The organism is Marinifilum breve (assembly GCF_003202155.1).
GTDB classification, from domain to species: Bacteria; Bacteroidota; Bacteroidia; order Bacteroidales; family Marinifilaceae; genus Marinifilum; species Marinifilum breve.
Map to the genome: position 1 here is coordinate 96,274 of NZ_QFLI01000012.1, position 24,180 is coordinate 120,453.

16 protein-coding genes are annotated in these 24,180 nt (G+C 36.2%); 2 read left to right on the forward strand and 14 right to left on the reverse strand.

Annotated elements, in window-relative coordinates:
* Nucleotides 1–3 precede the first annotated feature (3 nt).
* The 8 genes from DF185_RS20575 to DF185_RS20615 all read right to left on the reverse strand — a co-directional run bounded on the left by DF185_RS20575 (nucleotide 4) and on the right by DF185_RS20615 (nucleotide 15,224).
* Nucleotides 4–705, reverse strand: a complete 702-nt coding sequence (locus tag DF185_RS20575; RefSeq protein ID WP_133250107.1) for a hypothetical protein — start codon at nucleotides 703–705, stop codon at nucleotides 4–6.
* Nucleotides 706–722: 17 nt separating this feature from the next.
* Nucleotides 723–1,649 (reverse strand): hypothetical protein, encoded by a 927-nt coding sequence (locus DF185_RS20580; RefSeq protein WP_133250108.1) that lies wholly within the window; start codon nucleotides 1,647–1,649, stop codon nucleotides 723–725.
* 104 nt (nucleotides 1,650–1,753) lie between these two features.
* Nucleotides 1,754–2,674, reverse strand: a complete 921-nt coding sequence (locus DF185_RS20585; RefSeq protein WP_133250109.1) for a hypothetical protein — start codon at nucleotides 2,672–2,674, stop codon at nucleotides 1,754–1,756.
* 42 nt (nucleotides 2,675–2,716) lie between these two features.
* On the reverse strand, nucleotides 2,717–3,538 hold the full coding sequence (locus DF185_RS20590) for a hypothetical protein (RefSeq protein WP_133250110.1): 822 nt from the start codon (nucleotides 3,536–3,538) through the stop codon (nucleotides 2,717–2,719).
* Nucleotides 3,539–3,574: 36 nt separating this feature from the next.
* Complete coding sequence (locus DF185_RS20595) at nucleotides 3,575–7,480, reverse strand: HYR domain-containing protein (RefSeq protein ID WP_133250111.1); 3,906 nt, start codon at nucleotides 7,478–7,480, stop codon at nucleotides 3,575–3,577.
* Between the two features lie 782 nt (nucleotides 7,481–8,262).
* A complete protein-coding gene (locus tag DF185_RS20605; RefSeq protein WP_110363211.1) occupies nucleotides 8,263–8,751 on the reverse strand; it encodes a hypothetical protein in 489 nt (162 codons plus the stop codon).
* Between the two features lie 382 nt (nucleotides 8,752–9,133).
* Nucleotides 9,134–13,117, reverse strand: a complete 3,984-nt coding sequence (locus tag DF185_RS20610) for a choice-of-anchor L domain-containing protein (RefSeq protein WP_110363213.1) — start codon at nucleotides 13,115–13,117, stop codon at nucleotides 9,134–9,136.
* A gap of 145 nt (nucleotides 13,118–13,262) precedes the next feature.
* Nucleotides 13,263–15,224 (reverse strand): C-type lectin domain-containing protein, encoded by a 1,962-nt coding sequence (locus DF185_RS20615; protein WP_110363215.1) that lies wholly within the window; start codon nucleotides 15,222–15,224, stop codon nucleotides 13,263–13,265.
* Nucleotides 15,225–15,348: 124 nt separating this feature from the next.
* On the opposite strand from DF185_RS20615, the gene DF185_RS20620 reads away from it, so the two are divergent.
* A complete protein-coding gene (locus DF185_RS20620; protein ID WP_110363217.1) occupies nucleotides 15,349–16,050 on the forward strand; it encodes a YjjG family noncanonical pyrimidine nucleotidase in 702 nt (233 codons plus the stop codon).
* A 486-nt stretch (nucleotides 16,051–16,536) separates the two neighbouring features.
* Here the strand turns inward: DF185_RS20620 and DF185_RS20625 are convergent, their stop codons facing one another.
* From DF185_RS20625 to dnaB, 3 genes are all read right to left on the reverse strand, one after another.
* A complete protein-coding gene (locus tag DF185_RS20625) occupies nucleotides 16,537–16,917 on the reverse strand; it encodes a GxxExxY protein (protein WP_110363219.1) in 381 nt (126 codons plus the stop codon).
* A gap of 123 nt (nucleotides 16,918–17,040) precedes the next feature.
* Nucleotides 17,041–18,309, reverse strand: coding sequence for a hypothetical protein (locus DF185_RS20630; protein WP_207784714.1), 1,269 nt, complete (start codon nucleotides 18,307–18,309; stop codon nucleotides 17,041–17,043).
* Nucleotides 18,310–18,376: 67 nt separating this feature from the next.
* Nucleotides 18,377–19,912 carry a replicative DNA helicase gene (dnaB, locus tag DF185_RS20635; RefSeq protein WP_110363221.1) on the reverse strand — a complete coding sequence of 512 codons (1,536 nt, stop codon included), beginning with the start codon at nucleotides 19,910–19,912 and terminating at the stop codon, nucleotides 18,377–18,379.
* Nucleotides 19,913–20,095: 183 nt separating this feature from the next.
* Here dnaB and ispE point away from each other — a divergent pair, with 183 nt between their 5' ends.
* Nucleotides 20,096–20,911 (forward strand): 4-(cytidine 5'-diphospho)-2-C-methyl-D-erythritol kinase, encoded by an 816-nt coding sequence (gene ispE, locus DF185_RS20640; RefSeq protein ID WP_110363223.1) that lies wholly within the window; start codon nucleotides 20,096–20,098, stop codon nucleotides 20,909–20,911.
* A gap of 70 nt (nucleotides 20,912–20,981) precedes the next feature.
* Here the strand turns inward: ispE and DF185_RS20645 are convergent, their stop codons facing one another.
* The 3 genes from DF185_RS20645 to DF185_RS20655 form a co-directional block, all read right to left on the reverse strand.
* Nucleotides 20,982–21,290, reverse strand: coding sequence for a biotin/lipoyl-containing protein (locus tag DF185_RS20645; RefSeq protein WP_110363225.1), 309 nt, complete (start codon nucleotides 21,288–21,290; stop codon nucleotides 20,982–20,984).
* 12 nt (nucleotides 21,291–21,302) lie between these two features.
* Nucleotides 21,303–22,847 (reverse strand): acyl-CoA carboxylase subunit beta, encoded by a 1,545-nt coding sequence (locus DF185_RS20650; protein ID WP_110363227.1) that lies wholly within the window; start codon nucleotides 22,845–22,847, stop codon nucleotides 21,303–21,305.
* A gap of 200 nt (nucleotides 22,848–23,047) precedes the next feature.
* Nucleotides 23,048–24,124: an LptF/LptG family permease gene (locus tag DF185_RS20655; protein WP_110363229.1), complete on the reverse strand. Its 1,077-nt coding sequence runs from the start codon at nucleotides 24,122–24,124 to the stop codon at nucleotides 23,048–23,050.
* Between the last annotated feature and the right edge of the window lie 56 nt (nucleotides 24,125–24,180).

Genomic DNA, 24,180 nt, shown 5'->3' on the forward strand with positions numbered 1-24,180 from the left:
ATTTTAGTTTTTTACAGTAATCACAGGTTTTGCAGGTAAAGCATATATAGTTCTTACATGAACTTCTTTTCCTCCAATAATATTGAGTGTTCCACCATATTTATTGGTAGCACTAATTATTGTTATATTATTAATTGTTTCTTTATTTTCATCTTCAATAATGCCTAATACATTAAGCATTTTGTCTGCATATGTAATTGTCGCAGTACGGTCTGCAGCATCACCATCTAAACGATAGTTCACCGTAACTGGATATTGAGATTCGGCCAATTCAGTTCCCGAATCAAACATTGCTATCAATTCTGTAGCAAAACTATTGTCAGCATCAGCACAGTCATCTGATGCCAGTTCTTTAAATTCTATGGTTGGCGTAGTAACTACACTTACCTTATGTGCTTTTAAATTTTGGCAAGGCCCAAATTCTTCAATGACCAAAATATAATCGCCTGCTTGTTTCCAATTAATTTCAACCTCTTTCGAAGTTTTCCCAGAAACAAATTCAACAATACTTGAATTTATAATTTCTGTATTCAGATCTGTCATCGCAAAAACAGACCACTGATAAGTACTTCCTATATGCTCATCAACAGAGTAGGTGCGTACTTCCTTTTCAAATACGACAAAGGTATCCTGGGCCGTGACTTTTGTCACGGCCAGGATCATGAATATCATGAACAGAATTCCTTTATGTATTTGATTTCTCAATTAAATACGTGTTATTTTTAGTTAGATCCAATTCCTGAAGTAGATGGACGTGCAGGAACATTCTGCTTTTTATCAACATCAGCAGGTAATTTTGCTGAAGCAGCTTCTTGTGTACCAGACACCAGTTTAACGGTAACATCATGAGCTGTGATTCCTTCAAAAGCAGTTCCATTAACTAATTCCACCTTAATAATGACTGTAGATGCATTAGCTGTGTTTGTAATAGGCTGAGTTGCATCATCACCATCTGAATAATTAATTAGGTCAGAATAAGTAACTCCCCCATCTGTACTATAAGTAGCCTTAACAGTTTCTGTGAAATTATCATTTACATCGATATTATAACCTAACACATAATCTGCAGCGTCAATATTCGTAGCATCTACCTTATAATATAATGCAGTAGTACCATAATTGTATTCTACTTTACCATCTCCATCAAGAGAAAGAGCCACATTTGGAGCACAAACCTTCAAATCGTCAGCAGCAGCTGTAACTAGATCCGCAGCAGTAACATTCGCAATAGCCAATTGGAAATCACTAAATGGAGTAATAATTTCAGCTTTATGATTTGTACATCCATTGTCCTTGTCTGTTTCAATAATATGCAAATAATATGTAGATCCTGCAGAAGCTGCCTGCCATGTAATATTTACTGCAAATAAATCTACAGTAGCAGTATTATAATCTTCTGCAAATGCAAACTCATTGAAACCAGGTGCACCTATATCTATAGCCGTACCATCAATAGTTGACGTTAAGTACCAAGTATAACTATTTCCTTTACCTTCTTCTTGTATGGAACCATCAACATTGGCATTAACCCAATATTTATGGGGTGTACCTATTGCAGGAGTTGTTCCTGAATTTGTTTGTGCAAAAGCTGAACTTGATAGTCCAACCAAAGCAATAATTGCAATGCATAAATTTCTTATTCTTTTCATGATATTCATTGTTTTACTGATTACTTTTATTATAAATTGGATCTTTTCTAAATTCCTTAATAATCTTCCCAGAAAATCTGGGAAGATTAATTTTTAAACTTTATTTAATCAAAAGAAATATCTGTTGTGTTTGGAGAAGCTGTAATTACGTAAGCTGTTCCAAGTGTATTGTTTCCATCTTTTGCTGCCAACTCCATGTTATTCGTACCTCCTGTAACAATGTAAGGTGTTGTTGATGTTGCAGTAAGATTTAATGTGATATTATTGGCTGGTGACGGACCTGGTGTATTATCAACAGTAACTTTTAATATGATTTTTGGATGATTTCCTGTTACAATAACTTTACCTGCTGTCCCTACATCAACACCTGCGGTTACAGCTTCTACAACTGCAGAATTTGTTCCTGTAGCATTGTTTTCTGTAATGGTATAGTCAAATCCCCAATTGCCTGTCCAATCTTGATTATCAGTTTTCATTGTAAATGCAAAATATCTTACTGATTTTCCAAAGTCTGTACTTCCTCGAGGAATAATTTGTCCCGACATATCATTACATGATGTTAATTCTGTCACATCTGAACCATCCGCTTCAACAGCAGCAATGCTTAAATCCAGTTCTCCTGCTGTAACCGAAATCCAAATTCTACGCAATGTAGAACAAGCTCCTGTTCCTGCATTTGTTTCAGCAACTTCAACTAAATAATTCCCTGTTTGTAACCACTGAATTTGAACAGTGTTAATATCTGTCCCAGTACTAGTGCTTACAAATGTATATTCATTAGTAGAAGAAGCTAAATCGTCATTGCCATCCGTATCTATATCAACAGGAGCTCCACTAGCATCCGCTTTATATACTAACCATGTGTATGTATTTCCAACATGATCACCCAAATGCTTACCATCTGTATCTACATTTACTTTAAAATTATGTGTCGAACCAACCGACTGAGTATCATCTTGTGCAACCGCAACAATACTACCCAAGGAGAAAATTAAAGCTAAACTAAATTTTATCAGTTTTTTCATAAGGCTTAATATTCTTTTAAAATTGTTTTCTTTCATTTAAAACTAGTTCACAACAATAATCGGTGTTGTAGCAGGAACAGCATTAATATTATATGACATCACATTATTTAAAGCGATATTCGCAGCAGATTCAGACGTACCCGAACCATCTTTCGCATCAGAAACCGTAAGCTTCAATATAACATCTGGATCTTGACCATTATTTGCAGTCTGCTTATTCGTATTATATGTAACTGTAATTGTTGCAACATTACTCTCTGTTGCTGTAGGCGCAGCACCTGCAACAGTATAAACACCAGAAGCCTCAGTTGCTCCAGAAACAGCAACATCGTATCCATCAAAACCAACCGCTCCAGTTATATCAAATTTAAATGTCCAATCTTTTGTAAGATCTCCACCTTCCATCTTAACGTTAAATACTCTTTGTGTCTGTCCAAAAACATCATTTGCATTAGATCCGTCACTTCCTTCATCTTTTACTGGATTAGATATACCTGCACAACCATCTGCATTTCCAACAATCGAAGCAATTACATTAAAATTATTTGCTACAACTTTAACAGGGAATTTTCTTATTGTAGGACAAGCATCACCTGACGATCTTTGTTCAGTTAATACAAGAGTGTAGTCTCCAATAGATTTCCACTTTACAGAAACTGTTTCCTTATCTGTATCTCCTACGAATTCGTAACCACCAGCATCTCCTTCAATTGTCCATGCTAATGCAGTAGTCAAGGTTGCACTTTTTGTAACACGGTACGAATGAGTAGAACCTTCAAAAGGCTCAGCTCCAGTATTCTGTGCCTGCACTCCAATTCCTGCAAACACAAACATCATTACTAATAATAATCGTAGCTTTTTCATAGCATTTAAATATTTATTTGTTTATTATTTCTCTTATTAAAAATCCGTGGTTATAGAACTCGGATTTGGTCTCTCATATATTGTAATTGTTTCACTTTTTGCACTAGTAGCAGAACAACCATTGGTATTTTCGTAATTCACACTAACTATACCTGTTCCTGCATTTTTCCATTTCACAGTAATTTCATTTGTTCCTAAGCCAGATTCAATTGTTCCTCCTGTAACAGTCCATGTATAATTACTCATTCCTGCTTCGGTAAAATAAATTTCTGTGTTTACCAGTTCAGGATCTAATGGTGTTTCCGGATCTTCTGCACAAACACTAAAATCACCAGTAATTGTAGGGGTTGGCAATGCTCTCACTGTCATAACAACCTTATCACTTGTCTTCTCACAAGAATTATTATCTATCACTTTTACAGTAATCTCGTCTCCGTTTGCAAAAGCACTTGATGTTAATTGATTGCCACTAATTGTATAGTTTGCATTACTTGTTAATTGCGTTCCGTTCAAATAAAACTCATAAGTATAAGCTGCCACACCACCTGAAACTGTTGCTGTAACAACTACAGGTTCTCCTTCACAAATAGTATTATTATCTGCTGCAATATTTACATCCAATACTGTTGGTTCATTAATTGTAATATTAGTTTGTGCCACACATCCATCTCCATCTTTCACATACAAAGTATGCGTTCCTGCAGGCATACTGTATACATTAGAAGCAGCTTGATAGTTTGTACCATCTTTACTGTAGGTGTAAGATCCATCTCCTCCTCCTGCAGTAATTGTTATATCAGCATTACCTCCATTACACAAAATCGGACTTGTTTCTGACAGGCTAATGGTTACAACTGGTAAAACGGTAACATTAAAACTTCGAATATCAGTATTACCTGTTGCATCGGTTGCTGTATAAGTAACCAGTGTTGTACCTACAGGAAATACGTCACCTGAATTATGAGTTTTTGTAAGAGTTACCGAACAATTGTCTGTTGCAGTTGGTTCAGTCCATGTTACATTATTGCACGCCCCAACTGTAATATCAGTAGGAAGATTTACGATTACAGGGTCCTCATCATCACTTATCGTTACATCAAAACTACATGACGTTTTGTTTCCTGCTGCATCGGTTACCTCAAAAGTATTTGTTGTAGTTCCGATTGGGAAAGTAGATCCTGAAGCTAATCCTGCAGTTTGAACAGTACTTGCACCAGCACAGTTATCAGCGCCTACTGGAGTTGCATAATTTATAATGGCTCCACATGATCCTGCATCGGCAGTTTGAGTGATATTTCCAGGACAACTAATCGTTGGTTTTTCATTATCGATTACTGTTACAATTTGTGTATCGCTTGAAGTTAAGCCTGCATTATCAGTTACTGTCCAGGTTACAGTTGTATTGCCCAATGGGAAAGTTGTTGGTGCATCATTCGTAACAGATGCTACACCACAGTTATCTGATGTTGTTGGGGTTCCCAAAGCAACTGAACTGGCATCACATGATCCCGCATCAGCGTTTACATTAAAATCTGCTGGTGCTGTAATCGTAGGATTAACATCATCTATCGCTGTAATTGTCTGGCTTACATTAATGCTATTACTTGCATCATCAGTTACCGAATATATTCTTGTTACAATATAAGGGGATGCTGTTGTTCCTAAACCTCCATTATCAGAATCAGAAACCCAAGCAACTGTTGGTATAGCTGTACAATTGTCATTTTCATCTATTACTACATTAACATTCGGAAGTGGTACATCACCAATACACTTTACTGCCAAAGGTGCAGGATTCGAAGCTGTAGGAGATATATTATCACCTAATACATCCATCTCATACGTAGCTTCATTACCAGCTTCATCTCTAGCTGTAAGTACAACTTTTTCGCCTCCAAATACTTTTTCACCTGCAGCAGGATTTTGAGTAATCACAAGATCCGCATCACAATTATCAATAGCATCAACTCCAACAGTATAATCTGGCAATACAAGTTCACATGCACCTCCCAAATCAATTGTGTTTGCAGGAAGGGTAGCTTTGATAAATTGAGGAGGCTCAACATCCGAATCAACAGAGTAAAACTGTATGCCATCAATTAAATTTCCTGAACTAGATGAAGGACTAACTGTTTCAATTTGGAAGCGCACTTTACCTCCTGGTAATGAGCTAGGAACTGTATATGAACCTGAATGAACAACCCAAGCATCACCATTATCATTTGAAATTGTCGCAACATTGGTAAGGTTTCCTCCAACAGGACCAATTCTTAAACGTATTGTCTCTGAACTGCTATTTCTATACCTATACGTAATAGCCCATACCATCTCTGCACCTGCGTTAACATCAATATCTTGATACATGGTATTGGCACCATTTGAATTCAATTCACAAAATTGTCCTCCATCAGGTGTGGTGATACCAAGAAATCCTGATCTCCATATCTCAATTCCATGAGGAGTACTATTCCAACCATTTACGCTTGAATAAACTTTCCAACTCTCGGTCAACACAGGAGTATTAAAGGTCCAATTCTCAATCGTTGTTTCACAAGGAGATACCACATAAATTGAAAACAATTCTGAGTATCCACCAATACCACATGCATTTGTTCCTCTAACTTTTAATTCTCCCGATGTAGCATTATCTGCAAAACTTACACTTATCTCATCTCCATTATTTGTGATATTCGCACCGGTTCCCGAATATTCCCATTCATAATTGGTTGCATGTGTTACGGCAGGTATTCTATAAATAACCCCAGTCTGACCTGATTGAACAATTGCATCTCCAGTAATATCACCAGCATCTAATGGTGAAGTAAGAACAGTAGTGGTTATACCTGCATAAGTAGCTACACAACCATTGCCATTGGTAACATCAACAGTTACTTCCTGACCGTTTGTTAAACCTGTAGTGGAATAAGTTGAACCAGATCCGTTTTGAACACTACCTCCATCAACCTTAAAATTATAATTTGTCCCACCTGTTGCCGTAAAAGTCACGTTATCGCCTGCACAGATGGAATTATCCGAATCACTGCTAGTTAGTGTACCTGTTGGTAAAGTATTTACTACGGTAGTTATACCAGCATAAGTAGACACACAACCATTGGCATTGGTAACATCAACAGTTACCTCCTGACCGTTTGTTAAACCTGTGGTAGAATAAGTAGAACCAGATCCATTTTGAACACTACCACCGTTAACTTTAAAGTGATAATTTGTCCCACCAGTTGCTGTAAAGGTCACATTATCCCCAGCACAAATTGTATTATCCAAATCACTGCTGGTTAGCGTACCTGATGGCAAAGTATGTACTGCGGTAGTTATACCAGCATAAGTAGAAACACAACCATTGGCATTAGTAACTTCAACAGTTACCTCCTGACCGTTTGTTAAGCTTGTAGTAGCAAATGTTGAACCTGAGCCATTTTGTACGCTTCCACCGTCAATCTTAAAATTATAATTTACACCACCAGAAGCTGTAAAAGTTACATTATCACCAATACAAATAGCATTATCTGCATCGCTACTGATTAATGTACCTGATGGTAATGCATGAACGTACACCGTTAATTTTATCACATTAGAAGAACAGCTCGGATTTGATTCTACGATCTCAACCATAAAAGTACCTTCACTTGTCCAAGTATGTGAAAAGCTATCTTTAAAATAATTTGATTTATCACCATCAGGATGAACAGGATGATTGGTAGCATCCGCTGCATCAATTGTATGCACCACTGTAACTACTGGAGTAGTAACAGGAGAAGTATTTACTTTCCACTCCACTGTAGAGCTATCAAAACCATACATATGGTAGTCCACAGTTTGACCTACACAAACATGCTGCTCAGTAGCTTGCCCCCAACCTTCAGTTAGGCCAAAAACAAAAATGAATAGTAGGAAGAATATTATATGGCGTAAAAATCTTATCAAATGCTCTTGTTTAGTGTATAAATAAGTACTTACAGCGCTTAAAATAAGCTATTTTTTTCCAATTTATAAACATCTATACGGCAATTGTTAAAAAGTGTTTACTTATTTTTTGATTAATTTCATCTTAAAGGATTTTTTTATCCGTTTTTAACAATGATTAATCATTCTTAAACAAGTATTCATAAGGCAACAATAAACTCTCATCAATAAGTTAATACCCCTCATCTACAAGACAATAACACTAATCAACAAAAACCAAATAATGATACAATTAAAAAATGACTCTATACACAGAGTCATTTCCTTTTGGCTGGCAAATATACACAACGCATCAAGAAAAATAAAGAGCAAATTATCTTAAATTTAGGAACACTCCAAAGAATCTTACCAATTACATATTGCTTTACACTAAAAAAAAACAAAGCGTAAAATAGCAAGTTGAATAGCTGTAATAATGGCATTAACACCTGCTATCTGATAAATACTCCATCAGACTTTCATAATATCACATAAGCGTTTGATGGCTTTATTAAAGCGTTCGTTTTTTTATTAAAGCCTTTCATAATTTTTTGAAAACTTTGGTTAATTCATTAAAGCCTTTGGTAATTTTATTAAAGCTTTGATAAAATTACCAGAGCATTGGTGACCGGAACCAAAGGTTTGGTAAAAAAACGAAAGATTTGCTAAAATTACCAAAGCGTTGGTTATTTCATCAAACAAAAAGAGTGACAAAAAACCTAAGTCTTTTGCCACTCGCAACATTTCACAACCCAAAGTTATAATTATTCTTCGTTATCTTTAGTTTTGTCCTTGCTATTTCCGGTTCCTGGGAAATAATGCTTCAAGCCATCATACAAAGGCTTTGCTCCAGGAACTCCATCTTTTGATGCTTGCTTGATATAATTGTAAAAACTCAACATGGAAGAGTAAGCCTCACTACCACATAAAGTGGCCGTATCATTAAGCATACTTACCAATTGTTCAAGGTCTCGGGCTATGGAATGCAATAGCTTCCAAGCCTCCATATCAACCTTCACCTCGTCCATTTTAATGTATGAAGGTGCTAATGTTGGATTTTTTCCGACTCCTTCGTAGGAACGCTCAACAAAATCCATCATGTGTTCTCCCAACTTTGGCAGATCTTTTTTCTGTTTCGGCGACAGAGCGATTAATAAAGTACTTAACTCTGTTTTTAATCCCGTAAGATTGGTTTCAATGGCTTCTCGTTTGGGGTCATCTACTACCAGATTTATTCTATTTTCAATAGTCATAGTATAAATTTTATTTTGGGTTGATCATTTCTGAGCAAATCAACTGTAGGATGATAAAATAATATTATTGGAATCAGTAAGCTTAGGTTATTTCGCTTACATTCTAAATTCCAATAGAGTAGGATAGATTAAAGGTAGTAGTTTAAATTATTTTATATTCAATTAAGGCAAATAAATACAAAGCTTTTACAGTAAACTATCTATAAATCATGTCATCTTGTCAAACGTGTTTGTCAAGTACTGTTTTTTGTTGATTACAATCACCATACCAACACCACAAAAACCTGTAAACTAGGCAGTCTAATAGAATTTTTCGATACATTAACTATTCAACATACAAAATCACCGCCTTTATTATACATTCATTACTTCTTATCGTAGCCTAATAAAATATTCCGATAGGTTTTGGCTCGGTTTTTACCTGAACATCTAAACTAGTTTGGCATGATTTAGAATCCCGAACAGTAACAGTATAGGTTCGAGGTGCCAATCCATTCACATGATCTATATTCAAAGCTGCATCATGATTCCAAAGATAATCATACTCAGCACCTGTTATACGAGGTGTTCCACCTGAAGCTTCCACCTTAATTTCTCCATCTGTTCCATCCGAACAAAGATTTGACTCTGCTGCCTTCAGAGATACAATAGGATTTGGATTGACCTGAATTCCACTCACACTTTGAGTTGCACTACAATTGTTATTGGAAACTACCTCTAATGTGTAAGTTCGAGATGATAATACATTGGTTACAGGAACTGCTTTTACACTAAGTCCAGCTCCAATAATTTCAGAGGAAGGACTCCAGTTGTAAGTTGGACTTATGGCATTAGACACATTGGCAGTTAAATTAATCTCTGCCCCACTACAAACCTCTGTTTGACTAGCTACCAAACTATTAATAACAGGAGTGGATTTAACTGTTACCACAACATCATCCGACGACTCACATGCTTTACCAACTCCGTCGGAAACGGTAAGCGTATAGGTATATACCCCTGCTGGTACATTAGGTGATATTGTAGGATTCTCACTATTCAAATCCATATCGGTTAATCCTAAGGCTTTATCACAAGTCCATTCGTAGACAATTCCTCCGGTACCATTCAATGTTCTGGATGTTTCTTTTTCACACATTTCAAAATCACTACCTGCATTAGCCTTTAAGTCAGTAGGTGCAGGTATATTGATTTCAACATCTTTCGAACTACATGAAAACTTATCTTTTATTGTAACGGTATGAGGACCTACCGTATAGGACCCTTGAAACTTATTCGGTTCTTGAAAATCTCCTCCATCTAATGAATACAAATAATTAAGAGGATCCAAACCGTCTTTTAATTCAATAATGATTGTAGAAATGGCAGCACCTCCCCCACAAGTTACATTGGAAATTGCATTAGCCTTAATTTCTCCGACATCTAGTATGTCTATCTTTTTTCTGAAATAGTCAGAGTCATCGGTACTACAAGGACACCCTCTTAGCACCTCAAACAAAATATCTTTGGCTCCAGAAACTTCGTCACTAGCCATATAATAAATCTTGATTTCAGATTGACCGGGAGCAAATGTTATATCTTCTGGAAAGTTGCCAATTTTGGTACCACTCTCGGTTACTTCGAAGTAATCAGTCCCATTGACTGCAGTTCCTGAAATATTTACATGAAAGGTATACGCTTCGGTTAAGTTTTCTTTCCTGGTAAAACTAATGTAACTCTTGTCGCAACCACGATACATCACCTCCTTATCACCGTCCAAACCATCCAATTTATTTTCAACTGTCACCTCATTGGACTTGAAACTTTTGGCTTCTAAGAAAACGGCAGAATCAAAATTATCATCTGCAACATCCGCAATTGCCAATTTAATATGATATGTTTCACATTTTTTTACATCATAAGTTGCTGTTAAAATTACAGTACGACCATCGTATTCAATATCATAAGATCCTGCCGTATTATACACATCTCGTATTCTTCCCCCTTGATAAACAATTCTCTCCCGACTTTGATTATCAACATACAAATGTGAATTTATTGGAGAACAAGCAGTTTTGTCAACCCAATTTGTTTCCCTATAATATGTTCCCCTCCAATCACTAAATGCACCATTAGGATCATAAACTCTTCTTACCGAAGTCCTATCCCTTTCATATCCATGAACTGTACTAATCATTACAGGTGTTACACCATCATCTAACAAGGCAATATTTTCAGCTTGAGCCTTTGTTCCATCATTAATTTCAGGACCACTCAATAAAAATGCAAATACATCATTAAAATTACTACATGCATATTCAGCATATTCCTCAGATGCAAATATATATCTAAATTCTACTTTGTTACCTGCCGGAGTAAAATCAAACTCCAGAACTGATGCATCATTTGTTGCTTGTCCTGCTATTCTTGTTAAATCTGTATCGCCAGCTCCTCCAAATCCCGTTGAGGTTTCACTGTCATCATTTTCTCCAACAGCATCTGTAACATTACCTGTAGAAAGAATAATCCCCTCTGCCAATGGAAAATCCGAACTTCCTTTATTAAAATAGCCAATTTGCCTGCTATCTCCTGTAAACCTAATATTATCTGCAGTCAAACATCCGGTTACCAAAACATTTTGAACCAAATCTTCCGGAGAAGTTCCAATGCTCGGATCTTGCGTATTTATTTCAATAGGTTCTGTTGAAGGTGTATCATCTTCTTCAACTGTCACTTTCACATTAATTGCAGCAGTATTTCCGCTGGCATCACGCACTGTAAGGATCACATTATTAACACCAACATCAGAAGTCGTAAAATTTGATTTATTCAAACTTCGAGTAGTTACACCACAATTATCAATAAAACCAGGATCTACATCATCAGGAGATAGACTAGCATTTCCTGATTTATCTAATTTTATAGTAGTTTCAACCGTTGTATGATTTAAAACTGAAGATTTTGAGAATACCTGTCTCGTGATTCCTGCATCAGTCGATTCCCATTCCAGCTCTACAACTGCTCCTCCTCCATTTTCGTAAAACTCTAATACTATTGAGTGCTGGCCTTTTGTTAGATTCCTAGTTGAGTTATCAACCGTTGGTCCATGATCAGTCCAATTGTTAATCACTCTTGTTCCATCAATATATAGACGAACACCATCATCCGATCTTGTATAAAATGTATAATTGCCAGTTTCTGGAATTACAAAATTACCACTGTATCGAATCGAATATTGGTCATTTCCTAAAAGGCTTGTATTTGGAGATCCTCCACCCCAATCGGTATGAGCCTCATCAACCGATTCAGTATACTTCAAATCGCTTAAAGTTCGCTCATCATGATACTCTGCATTTAAATTCAATAGTGATGGAGCCACATTATCTTCTACGGTAACATTCGCAATACAAGTTGATTCATTTCCATCTTCATCCTCAACCGTTAAGGTAACAGTATTTGCACCAACATCAGAACAGTCAAAATTGGATTTATCTATACTTAGAATCAAATCTGCATCTGCTGTTTCAACATCGTTACTACCATTATTAATGTCATCAGCAGAAATACTAGCATTTCCAGCAGCATCTAATTGAACAGTTAGGTCTTTACAATTGGCTATCGGAGAGTTTCCAACTCTAGCTACAATATTTAATGAATAATCCTCAACCTCACCTTTAAAACCAATATCACAACTATTTGGGTAATTATTCGCTCTAATTGCAGAAACTCTCATTCGAGTTACCCCTTCCAAAGCAATAGTTGGAATCGTAATACTAATTGGTGAACTTCCTGTTAAGCCATCAGAATTTGTATTACCTAAGTTGTATTGTTCCCCAGAATCATTAAAATTACCATTTTGATTCCAGTCAATCCATACTCTTGTCCAAACATCACGCCCATTATCTGGTGTATTAACACTTACACTTAAGTCATAACTTCTACCGGTTACAATTGAAGTATTAATTCCAGTATTATCAGTATAGGAAGGATTTCCAGATGTAGATTCATTAATGGTATTAAAGCTTACATTGGTAATTCCAAATCTATTGTTATTTTGACCATAAGAGGAACAATAACTACTTGCACCGCCCGCAATCAAAGTAACCGTTTCAGGTCCAGAATATCCTTCTGCATAACTGAAATAGTACAATTCATAATCTCCAGCTCTTAAGCCATTAAAATTTACAACATTCCAACTTTGCCAATCTCCATTCAATCTAATAATTTTGCCTCCGCTTACAGGCCAATCCACGGATATACTACCATCATAACTCGTAGCAGAACTCGGATGCGTAACATTAGCAGTCTGCGCAGCTAGAAAATTACTTATCAAACAAAAAACACATAAAACAAAAGCTCTTCGCAGGAAAGACTGTAAGTAGGACATAACAGAAGGCTTGACAATTAACTTTATTAAAAATTAAACAATTGCCAAAAATAAAAGAAAATTACAGACTCTTAGATGTGCTTATATCTATTTATTCATTTTTTATCAAAAAAAATAAAAAAATAACCATCTAGTTCCTCTATTACTACTCATGATAAATTCCAAAAGGAACCGGAATTGTATTTACTGTAATTTTTGTACTAGCCGATATTTGAAGTGTTGGATCTCCAGCCATTCCTCCATATTCTACGATATATCCCTTTGGCTGATATACTCCACTATCAGCTCCAGTTATAGATAAATCATTCCATGAGCCATCAATACCTACTGTAGGATCTGTTATGTGTGCATAATCTTCGTTACCAGCCTGATTTGGTTCACCAGTATTCCAAAATGCCCAATTCGGAGAACTTCCTCCTGCGGTACCATTCCAAAAAACAGTTCCAGACTCAGGACCAGTAACCCACCTCCATTCACCCTCAACTGCAGCATCACTCGCACCAATCCAACCTGCTCCATTAATTTGTGAACCTGCCAAATCCGACTCTTCCTGAGAAGTAAGTGTGGCTAAATACCCTTGAAGACCATAATAAGATCTTAAGGCAGCCGCATCGCGAGCGTCATCCCAACGAATTCCTACATCAGGTACGAACTCATAAAAGTGACCTGTTTGAGCTAAAAAATTTGCCTGTTGAAGCGTTATTGTAAAGGTTCGCTCACCCAAACTTGGAGAAGCATTACTGTTCGAATACATCACTGCTGAAATTGCAGCTTCAAATTCTGCAAATGTAGCCGGGCCTGTTAAGGTTATTTTCCCAGAAGATACATCCCAACTGCTTGAGATATTTGCTTGAGAACCTGATAAACTTAAAACATCCTCACCTGATACATATCCTCCCGAAATTTGAATAGACATCTCTTCAAGAGTGGTATCCGTAACATCCGGATCTGTAATTGATATTGATTCTACTACTGAAATTTGAGGATCTCCCGTACAAAAGCTTTGATCCCCCGAAGCCGTTATCACAGGTGGGGCACTAGAGGTAGAAGTCCCTGAAACAACAATATTATCAATATAGTGGTGTTCATCCGTGTAAGTATTTCTCATACGCACTCTTAAAACCAAACTACTCCCATTAAAAACACCAGCACAAGATTTTACAGGTATAACATCATCTGTAAAGTATGGATTGGACTGAAAACGCACAAAACCAGCTCCATCAAGAGAATAAAGCACTTCTATATAATCGTTTGTTTCCAATGAGTTTCCTCCTGAATCAAACCATGATCCAATATCCATATTTACTTTTACATCTTTATAATCTGAAATATTTATAGTATTTGAAGTCCATATCGCAACATTATCAACATCAGTAGCTACCAATCCCGAACCTCCTGATCCATTCTGAGGATAATTTCTTACACCAATCGTCCCTTGTCCGTTATTACTGACTGACCATCCCTGATTTATTCCTTCAAAGTTCTCAGTCCATATATTATCAGAACCATTAGCACAAGGACTTAAAGTTGCATCTGTTGAATAAGAAATTTCCAAATTATCAATAAAAACATATTCATTAGGTTCCCAGTCTCCCCAACTTAATGTATTAGTATTTATAAACCTAACAGTCGTATTTGACGAAATATAAGCTGATATATCCAGATTAAAGACACCATTTTGCGTTCCTTTAAATGATCCTATCGTAACAAATGGTCCATTCAGCGCACTAGATACCTGAACATTCAATTCCTCACCACTTCCTCCACTTTGATCGAGTCTAACAGTTTCCCAATTAAACCTAAGGCTAGCAGAAGTAGCACCAACACTATTAAGATTAAATGTTCTTTTTACCCATTGACTATTTCTAGAAATATCTTCAAATCTTAAACGCGATCCATTAACCTGAATTCGACCTCCTGTTGCACCATTCGAATCATTAGATTCAATCCAATTGGTACTCCAATTCTGAGTTCCATCATTGTTATCATACCTTCGCAGTCCAAACTCATCACGCACGGTTTCCTGAGCGAAAATTAAATTCGCATTAAATAATAGATAAGCTAAACCGATAAAAGACTTTAATCTTAATAAAGTAGAAAAACGCATAAGCTAATAATTTTCAGAACCAAAGATATACTTCTTCCAATTTATAAATAAATATTTCAATATTCCCACTTACGCAAGAAAAGATATTTTGTTTATTTGCAATATAATTCAGATAAAAATTCAGATGCAACATAACAAATACAAACACATCTTCTTCGACCTTGATAGAACCTTATGGGATTTTAATGCGAATTCGGAAATTACCTTAAACCAATTGTACCGAGATTACCAATTGCAAAACATTTTTGGAAGCTTTCTGTTTTTTAAATCACGCTTTGAATACCACAATGGCAAACTTTGGAATGCCTATTACCAAAACAGAATCAAGAAGGAAGATTTGATGTATAGAAGGTTCTATCTGTGTTTGAAAGAATCGGGAGCAGACGATTTAGATTTGGCAAAAGAAATCGCCCAGGATTTTATTGAAATAAGCCCTTTACAAACCAAAACCTTTCCCAAGGCACATGAAATGTTACAACAACTAAAAGAAAAAGGGTACCAATTGCATATTATTACCAATGGATTTAACGAGGTACAATACAAGAAGCTTACAAACTGCGAACTCATTTCTTATTTTACCGAAATCATAACATCGGAAGATGCCGGGGCTAACAAACCCTCACCCTTGATATTCGAATATGCATTACAAAACACAGGTGCCACAACAAGTAATAGCCTTATGATTGGTGATGACTTAAAAACCGACATAGCAGGAGCAAGAAAATCAAATATTGACCAGATCTATTTCAATTCGAATAAAACCAAACACAATGATGATGTAACTTACGAAGTCAATGAATTGATAGAAATCACAAAAATTCTGTAAAAAGCACTCAAACCTTACAATTTAAAATTACTTTTTAAGATATTTTAACAATTCATAAGCAAAAAATGCCGAAGAGCATGTTTTTTGCAATAAAACAAAACCTATATTTGCAGCGGTAATTGTGACGGACAGGCTTGGTAACCCTTCCGTTCTTTCAACATCATTAAGTTTGTATGTAACTTCCATAAAAATTCTAATGGGTTAGTAAAAGTTACAGGGTTAATAGATATACAAATGGTTAATAAAATATAGAGTTAGACTATACAAACGATGTTGAACTTAAGGCTGTGTTTAGGGGACACAGCCTTCTTCTTTTTTACCTTATCCACAAATGGACACGAATTCACTCGAATTTATATTACAATCTATACAAACTACTTGTGTTAATCCAAGGATATTTTTTTTAATCCACGAATACACTCAAATACACACGAATATTTGCAGGGATTTATTTGTGTCTATTCGTGTCCATTTGTGGACTTTTATTTAAAGGATTATTCTTTTATACTGAAGTCGAGTTGTGCCAAAATTAATAAGTAATGCTATTTTCTTTTTTGTGGCCTTCAAATAGTTTAAAGTCTGAGAAATGTGTTCTGAGTGGATTGAATCTGTAGCTTTTAGTTCTACGATTACTTCATTAAAACACAAAAAATCAGCAATGAATTTCTTTTGCAAAATGTTACCTCTGAATGAAATTTCCAATATTTTTTCTTTTTCAAATGGGATGAGTTTTTCGTCAAGTAAAATTGCCAAAGCTTCTTGGTAAACAGCCTCAAGAAAACCACATCCTAATTCATTGTGGACTTCCATTGCCGCACCAATAATTTGATAACATTCATCTTTGAAAGGGAATTCTTCAGAAATCATTTGTGTTTTTATTTGAGTTCATTTGTGGACTTTTTTTTCGCCCTTCATCTGTCTATACTAATCCACGGATAAGAATATCAGTAGGAATTATTTGAGTAATTTTGTGTCCATCCGTGGACAACATCACGTTTTTCTTTTCTTTTTCTTTGCTGCAGGAAATAGTACATTATTTAGAATCAAACGGTAACCTGCCGAGTTTTTTTTCAAATTCAAATCGGTTGGAGGATCTCCCACCAAATGTTGATAATCTTCCGGATCGTGACCTCCATAGAAAGTCCAGGTTCCTTTACCGAACTTGCCATGTATATAACGAGCCTCTCCTGCCGATTTATTCTCCCCCATAATTAACACTCCAGGCTTAATTAAATCCTTTTTAAAAGCTGTGGTCTGTCCCATGAATCCCTTAATCATATTTCTATGATTTTGACACAGCATTGTAGGAACAGGATCCCATTTGGCTGAAAAATCAAAAAGGGTAAAATAATCTTCGTCACGATTTACTTTTCGGGTTAAGGTTACATCAATATCCGAAAATTCATACACATATGGATTGGTTTCCAGCTTAAAATCAGTAAATGCGAATGTTTTATTATAATCTAACTTCTCTTGAGCGTGCTCATCTATTGGGTCTCCATCGAAAACATGATTGCAGATATCCGTGTCGTCTGCAGCCAGGGTAATATCAAAAGTATCCGTTGCTGAACACATGGCAAACAAAAACCCACCATTCTCAACAAACTTTCGAATGGTTTGCGATACAGCTTTCTTTAAATCTGAAACCTTAGAGTATCCATATTTTTTAGCTCTTGTCAGATTATCTTTCACCTCATCCTTATACCACTGCATATTTCTATAAGAAGCGTAAAATTTACCATGCTGTCCGGTAAAATCTTCATGATGCAAATGAAGCCAGTCATAATCTGATAGCTTATTGGTCAAAAGCTCATCATCATATACAATATCATATGAAATCTCTGCATAGGTTAGTGCCAATGTTACAGCATCATCCCAAGGCTTTTTGCCTTTAGGAGTATATACAGCTATTTTGGGAGGTTTCTCCAGTTTAATGGCATCCATATTGGCTTCGGGAGAAGAAATTTCATTCATGATCTGCGAAACATTGGCATCAGAAACTACTGAATAACTAACGCCCCGAATTTTACATTCATCCTCAATATTTTTGCTTAATGGCAATAGAAAAGAACCTCCTCGATAATTCAACAACCAATGAATTTCATGATTATTTTGTAAGGTCCAATAGGCTATTCCATATGATTTTAAATGATTCTTTTGTGAATCATCCATTGGAATAAGGATACTCGCCGAGAAGCCAGGAATATAGGCTAAAAGGAAAAAAAATAGGATCAGATGTTTTCTTGAGAAACTCTTCATAGGTACAATCGAAAATTGATTTAATTCGAAAGTACAAAATCACAATCTAAAGGAAAAACGAAATCATTTAAAATGGAGCAGCATCTTCAAAATCGCTACCACCAACAAGACCTGCATTAGGATCTTCAAAACCACCTCCTGAATCCATATTCATACTAGAACTAAAGGTTTTAACCTCTTCAGGCCCTTCTTCTCCAAATGGATTCAAACTTTCGCCTTCTAAATCCATAAATCGAGCCAACTGATTACGGAATCGTAGCTGAATATCCCCTACTGCACCATTACGATGCTTTGCAATAATGATATCAGCAATACCAATTAATGAGTTTCCTTCGGCATCTTCAGTAATACCATAGCGTTCCGGACGGTGAATAAATAGAACCATATCGGCATCCTGCTCAATCGCTCCAGACTCACGAAGGTCGGAAAGCATCGGTTTCTTCGCATCACCTGTACGCTGCTCAACACCACGGTTCAACTGAGAAAGTGCAATCACCGGAATATTCAACTCCTTTGCAATGATCTTTAACTGACGCGAAATCAAAGATACCTCCTGTTCACGATTCCCTCTCATATCGGAACCTGCTGTCATCAGCTGCAAGTAGTCAATAATCACACAACCAATATCGTATTTGGCTTTCAATCGTCTACATTTCGAACGCAATTCATAAATAGACAAACCTGGTGTATCATCTACATAAATTGGAGCATCAACCAAATCTTTAATTTTAACATGCAGTTGCTCCCATTCGAAATCTTCCAGTTTACCATTTCTTAGCTTCTCTGATCCCAATTCGGTTTCACTGGAAATCATACGTTTTACCAGCTGATCTCCCCCCATCTCCAGAGAGAATATTGCAATTGGTGCTTTGTGTTCCACTGCCATATTTCTCGTCATAGAAAGAACAAAAGCTGTTTTCCCCATAGAAGGACGAGCCGCAATAATGATCAAATCCGACTTTTGCCATCCAGATGTCATGCGATCTAAAGCAGTAAAACCAGAAGGCACACCACTTAAACCATCAGGACGCTTACCTGCCTCAACAATTTGGTTAATTACCTCATCAGCCAACGGACGAATGTGCGCAGATTCCTTTTTGATATTTCCCTCTGCAATATCAAAAACTTCTTGCTGAGCTTTATCCAATAAATCGGCCACATCAATACTATCATCGAAGGCTTGATTTTGAATATCGGAAGAAACGCGAATCAATTCACGCTGAATGTGCTTCTGAGCAATAATACGTGCATGAAACTCGATATGAGCCGCTGATGCTACACGGTTTGTAAGCTGAGTAATATAGAATGGTCCACCAACATCATCCAAAGTCCCTTCTCGCTTTAACTCCTCTGTTACAGTTAAGATATCGATAGGCTCCTCTTTGGTAGAAAGATTCATAATTGCCTTATAAATCTTTTGGTGAGCATCTTTATAAAAAGAGTCGACTTTCAACAAATCCCCAACCGAAATAATTGCATCTTTCTCTAACATTAAAGCACCTAAAACTGCTTCTTCAAGCTCTACCGCCTGAGGGGGTACTTTTCCGTATTCAAGATCAATTTTATTTTTCGATTGATTTTTATAATTGTTTGCTCCAGCCATATACCTCTTAAATAATTAATTCAACAAATTCCAACACTTTCCCTCTCTCACTTCATCATTCAAATTCGTGTCGAAAAATTTGAGAATGCAAAGATAAAGATAGAAAATTAAAATGCCATAATTTGATTTTTTTTGCTCTTTAAAACGAGTATTTTTAAGCCACATTTATCAAGAACACAAAATATGCTTTGCTTTCCAAATGCCAAAATAAATTTGGGTCTTAACATTATTGAAAAAAGGCCCGACGGATTTCATAATATAGAAACAGTTTTTTATCCAATTCCACTTTGCGATGCCCTGGAAATTGCAGAATGTGACTCTTCAAAACAATATGAATTTACCTCATCTGGAATTCCCATTGATATCGATCCTTCGGAAAATATTGTGATAAAAGCTTTTGATTTAATTGCTTCAAATTTTGATATTCCTCCAACAGCAATTCATTTACACAAAAACATTCCTTTTGGTGCCGGACTGGGTGGTGGGTCAGCTGATGCTGCATACATGATTAAAATGCTGAACGATTTTTACAAACTAGGCATGAACTTCCTACAAATGGAAGAGTATGCAATTCAAATCGGTAGCGATTGCCCTGTGTTCATAAAGAACCAACCCGTTTTTGCAGAAGGCAAGGGAGAAATTTTCTCTTCCTTAGAGCTTGACTTAAGCGGATACCATATCGTCTTAATAAAACCTGATATCCACATCAGCACTCCGGAAGCTTATTCGGGCACTTCCCCTAAAAAGCCTGAAAAATCAATAAAAGAATTGATCAGTTTACCATTGGCAGAATGGAAGGAAAATATTTTCAATGATTTTGAAGATAGCATTTTTCCAAATCACCCCGAACTGGAAACTTTGAAAGAAGAACTATATGAATCGGGTGCCATTTACGCAGCAATGTCGGGAAGTGGTTCCAGCATGTTTGGCATTTTCGACAAAGAGCCAACAATTCAGGAAAACTGGAAGAAACATTTTATCTGGAGCAGTATGTTATAAAGATCGAATTAGAGCAAATAAAAAGGGATTGTCATTACAACAATCCCTTAATATTTTCATATCAGAAAGATTACTCAATCTCTACCATTAACATTTTGTTAGGGACTTTTACTCCTTCTTCAACATGAATCTTTTTAATAACACCGTCGAAAGGCATTTCGATCTGATTCTTCATCTTCATCGCTTCAAGAATCATTAAGCTTTCTCCAGCCTTTACTTCCTGCCCTTCTTTAACGAAAATTTCAACAATTGTTCCCGGAATGAAAGAATGAAGATGTTTAGGATTTGGTCTTTCCCAATTTTTTCTACTCTCAAACTTCTTGGTTAATTCTGTTTTGTATACAGTACCATCAACGTTGAATTCTTTTAAATTTTCCATAACGAATAATTTTTAGAATGGAGGAATACCGTGTTTTTTCTCAGGTCTTCTATCAACTTTATTGTTTGAAACCTCAATTGAGTGTAACAACATGTTACGAGTTTCTTCTGGCTCGATAACAGTATCAATATAACCTTTAGCAGCTGCAACATAAGGATTAGCGAACTTCTCTTTATATTCAGCAACTTTTTCTTTACGCATTGCTTCAGGATCTTCTGCATTCATAATCTCCTTACGGAAGATAATGTTAGCAGCTCCTTCAGGTCCCATTACCGCAATTTCAGCAGTTGGCCATGCAAACATGAAATCTGCCTTCATATGACGAGAGTTCATTGCAATATAACCTCCACCGTATGCTTTACGGATAATTACTGTAATCTTAGGTACAGTAGCTTCTGAGTATGCATAAAGAATCTTCGCACCGTGACGAATAACACCCATGTGCTCCTGGTCAACACCTGGAAGGTATCCTGGCATATCCTCAAGAGTTACAATTGGAATATTAAATGAATCACAGTAACGGATAAAACGAGCAGCTTTATCAGATGAATCACAATCCAACACACCTGCCAACACCATAGGCTGATTTGCTACAAAACCTACAGTTTCACCATTCATTCTACCGAAACCAATAACGATATTTTTCGCAAAGTTCTCCATGATTTCGAAGAAATCAGAATCATCAGAAATTGCTTTAATTACATTACGGATATCGTATGGCTGAGTTGGGTCAGCTGGTACAATTTCCTCAATTTTGTATTCTGGTTTTGGTGGCTTTGGTGGGAAAGCTTTAGCTTTTTTACCGTTGTGCCATGGAATGAAGGTTAGGAGCTTCTTAATTTGTTCGAAGCATTCGTACTCGCTTTGAGCATAGAAATGAGCATTACCTGTAATTTCGCTATGTACTCTAGCTCCACCAAGTTCTTCCATACTAATTTCTTCACCCAAAACAGTTTTAATTACCTCTGGACCGGTAATGAACATCTTAGAGATGTTTTCAACCACAAACACAAAGTCGGTAAGTGCAGGAGAATAAACAGCTCCACCAGCACAAGGACCAAGAATTACAGACAACTGAGGAATAACACCAGATGCTAAGGTGTTACGGAAGAAGATTTCACCATATCCGGCAAGTGAGTTAACACCTTCCTGAATACGAGCTCCCCCTGAGTCGTTAATACCAATCAACGGCACACGCATTTTTAACGCATGATCCATGATTTTAGTAATTTTTCTTGCATGCATAAGACCAAGAGAACCACCAGCTACAGTAAAATCCTGCGCAAAAATACAAACAGGCTCACCGTAAATAGTACCGGTTCCGATGATAACTCCATCACCATGAAGTTGTTTCTTCTCCATGCCAAAGTCGCGGGCCTCATGCTCTACGAATAAATCATATTCGTGGAAAGAATCCTCATCTAAAATAGATGTTACCCTTTCTCGAGCAGTCAATTTCCCCATTGCAACTTGCTTCTGAATGGCTTTCTCACCACCACCTTGAAGCACTTTTTCTTTTCTCTTTCTAAGATCAAGAATGTTTCGTTTCAATGACATAATCTGTACATTTAGTTAGAAAATATATATTTCTATATATGTTGAATTCCGTGCAGCACACAAAATTCCAAGCTACAACGTTAGTAATTTTTGCGCTAGAAAAAAATTCTGGCGTAAAATACCCATACGGAGCAGCTATATAAAATAAGCTCTTTACATTGATAATCAAAACTTTTCCAAAAAAACTATTTAGAATAATTCTACTTAGGAGCAATTCGATATAAATATAAAGCAACACAAGTAAATACAATATTTGGCAACCAAACGGCTAACATCGGGTTCATACTACCATTGGTAGCAAAAACAACCGAAATCTGTAAGAAAAGTATAAACGAGAAGCTTAACAGCAAACCAATTCCCAAATGAAGTCCCATTCCTCCTCGAATTTTTCGCGATGCAAGTGATGCACCAATTAAAGTAAGGATGAATGTTGAAAATGGATTAGCCATTCTTTTATATTTCTCAATCTTATAAGCATTAATATTACTGTCTCCTCTCATGGTCTGCTGATCGATATAATCGTTCAGCTCCGTATAGTTCATTGCTTCAACTAAGTATTTCTTGCGCCCAAACTCCTTTGGACCAAAACTTAGTGTTGTATCTATTTTTTTTCCGTGTTCAAAACTCTCTTTGTCTCCATCAATGTTTCTTATAAAATAATCATTAATGGTCCACTTGTTTTTTTCCTTATTCCATTTAATATTTCTCGCCGTCAGTTTCGATTTCAACTCTTTCCCTTCAAAATTTTCCAATGAAAATCGATAACCTGTATTACTTCCCGTATCCCAATTGTGCATATAAATAAATACACCTGGTTCTATCTGGCGATGAATATTTCTTTCCTTATTTCTATATTTCTTTTTAATATAAGTTTCGTTAAACTCTATCCTTTTTGCATTTGCAGGTGGAATAATGAAATTACTCAAGGCAAATGAAAACACACCAATAATTAATGCTGCTATAAAATAAGGAAACATCATTCTCCTAAAACTAATCCCACTACTAAGTATGGCAATAATTTCGGTATTATAAGCCATTTTAGAAGTAAAGAATATTACTGCAATAAAGGTGAATAAGGCACTAAACAAGTTAGCAAAGTAGGGTATGAAATTCAGGTAATAATCAAAAAGAATCGCATTAAGCGGTGCTTCTTTATCGATAAATTCATCGATATGCTCCGAAAAATCGAAAATAACTGAGATACTAATGATTAGAACAATCGCAAAAAAGAATGTACCCAAAAACTTTCGGATAATATATAGATCTAATTTCTTCAAAACCTGATTTTTATTTTCTAATACTCTCGGAAAACCCGAATTTAAATTTGCCGAAT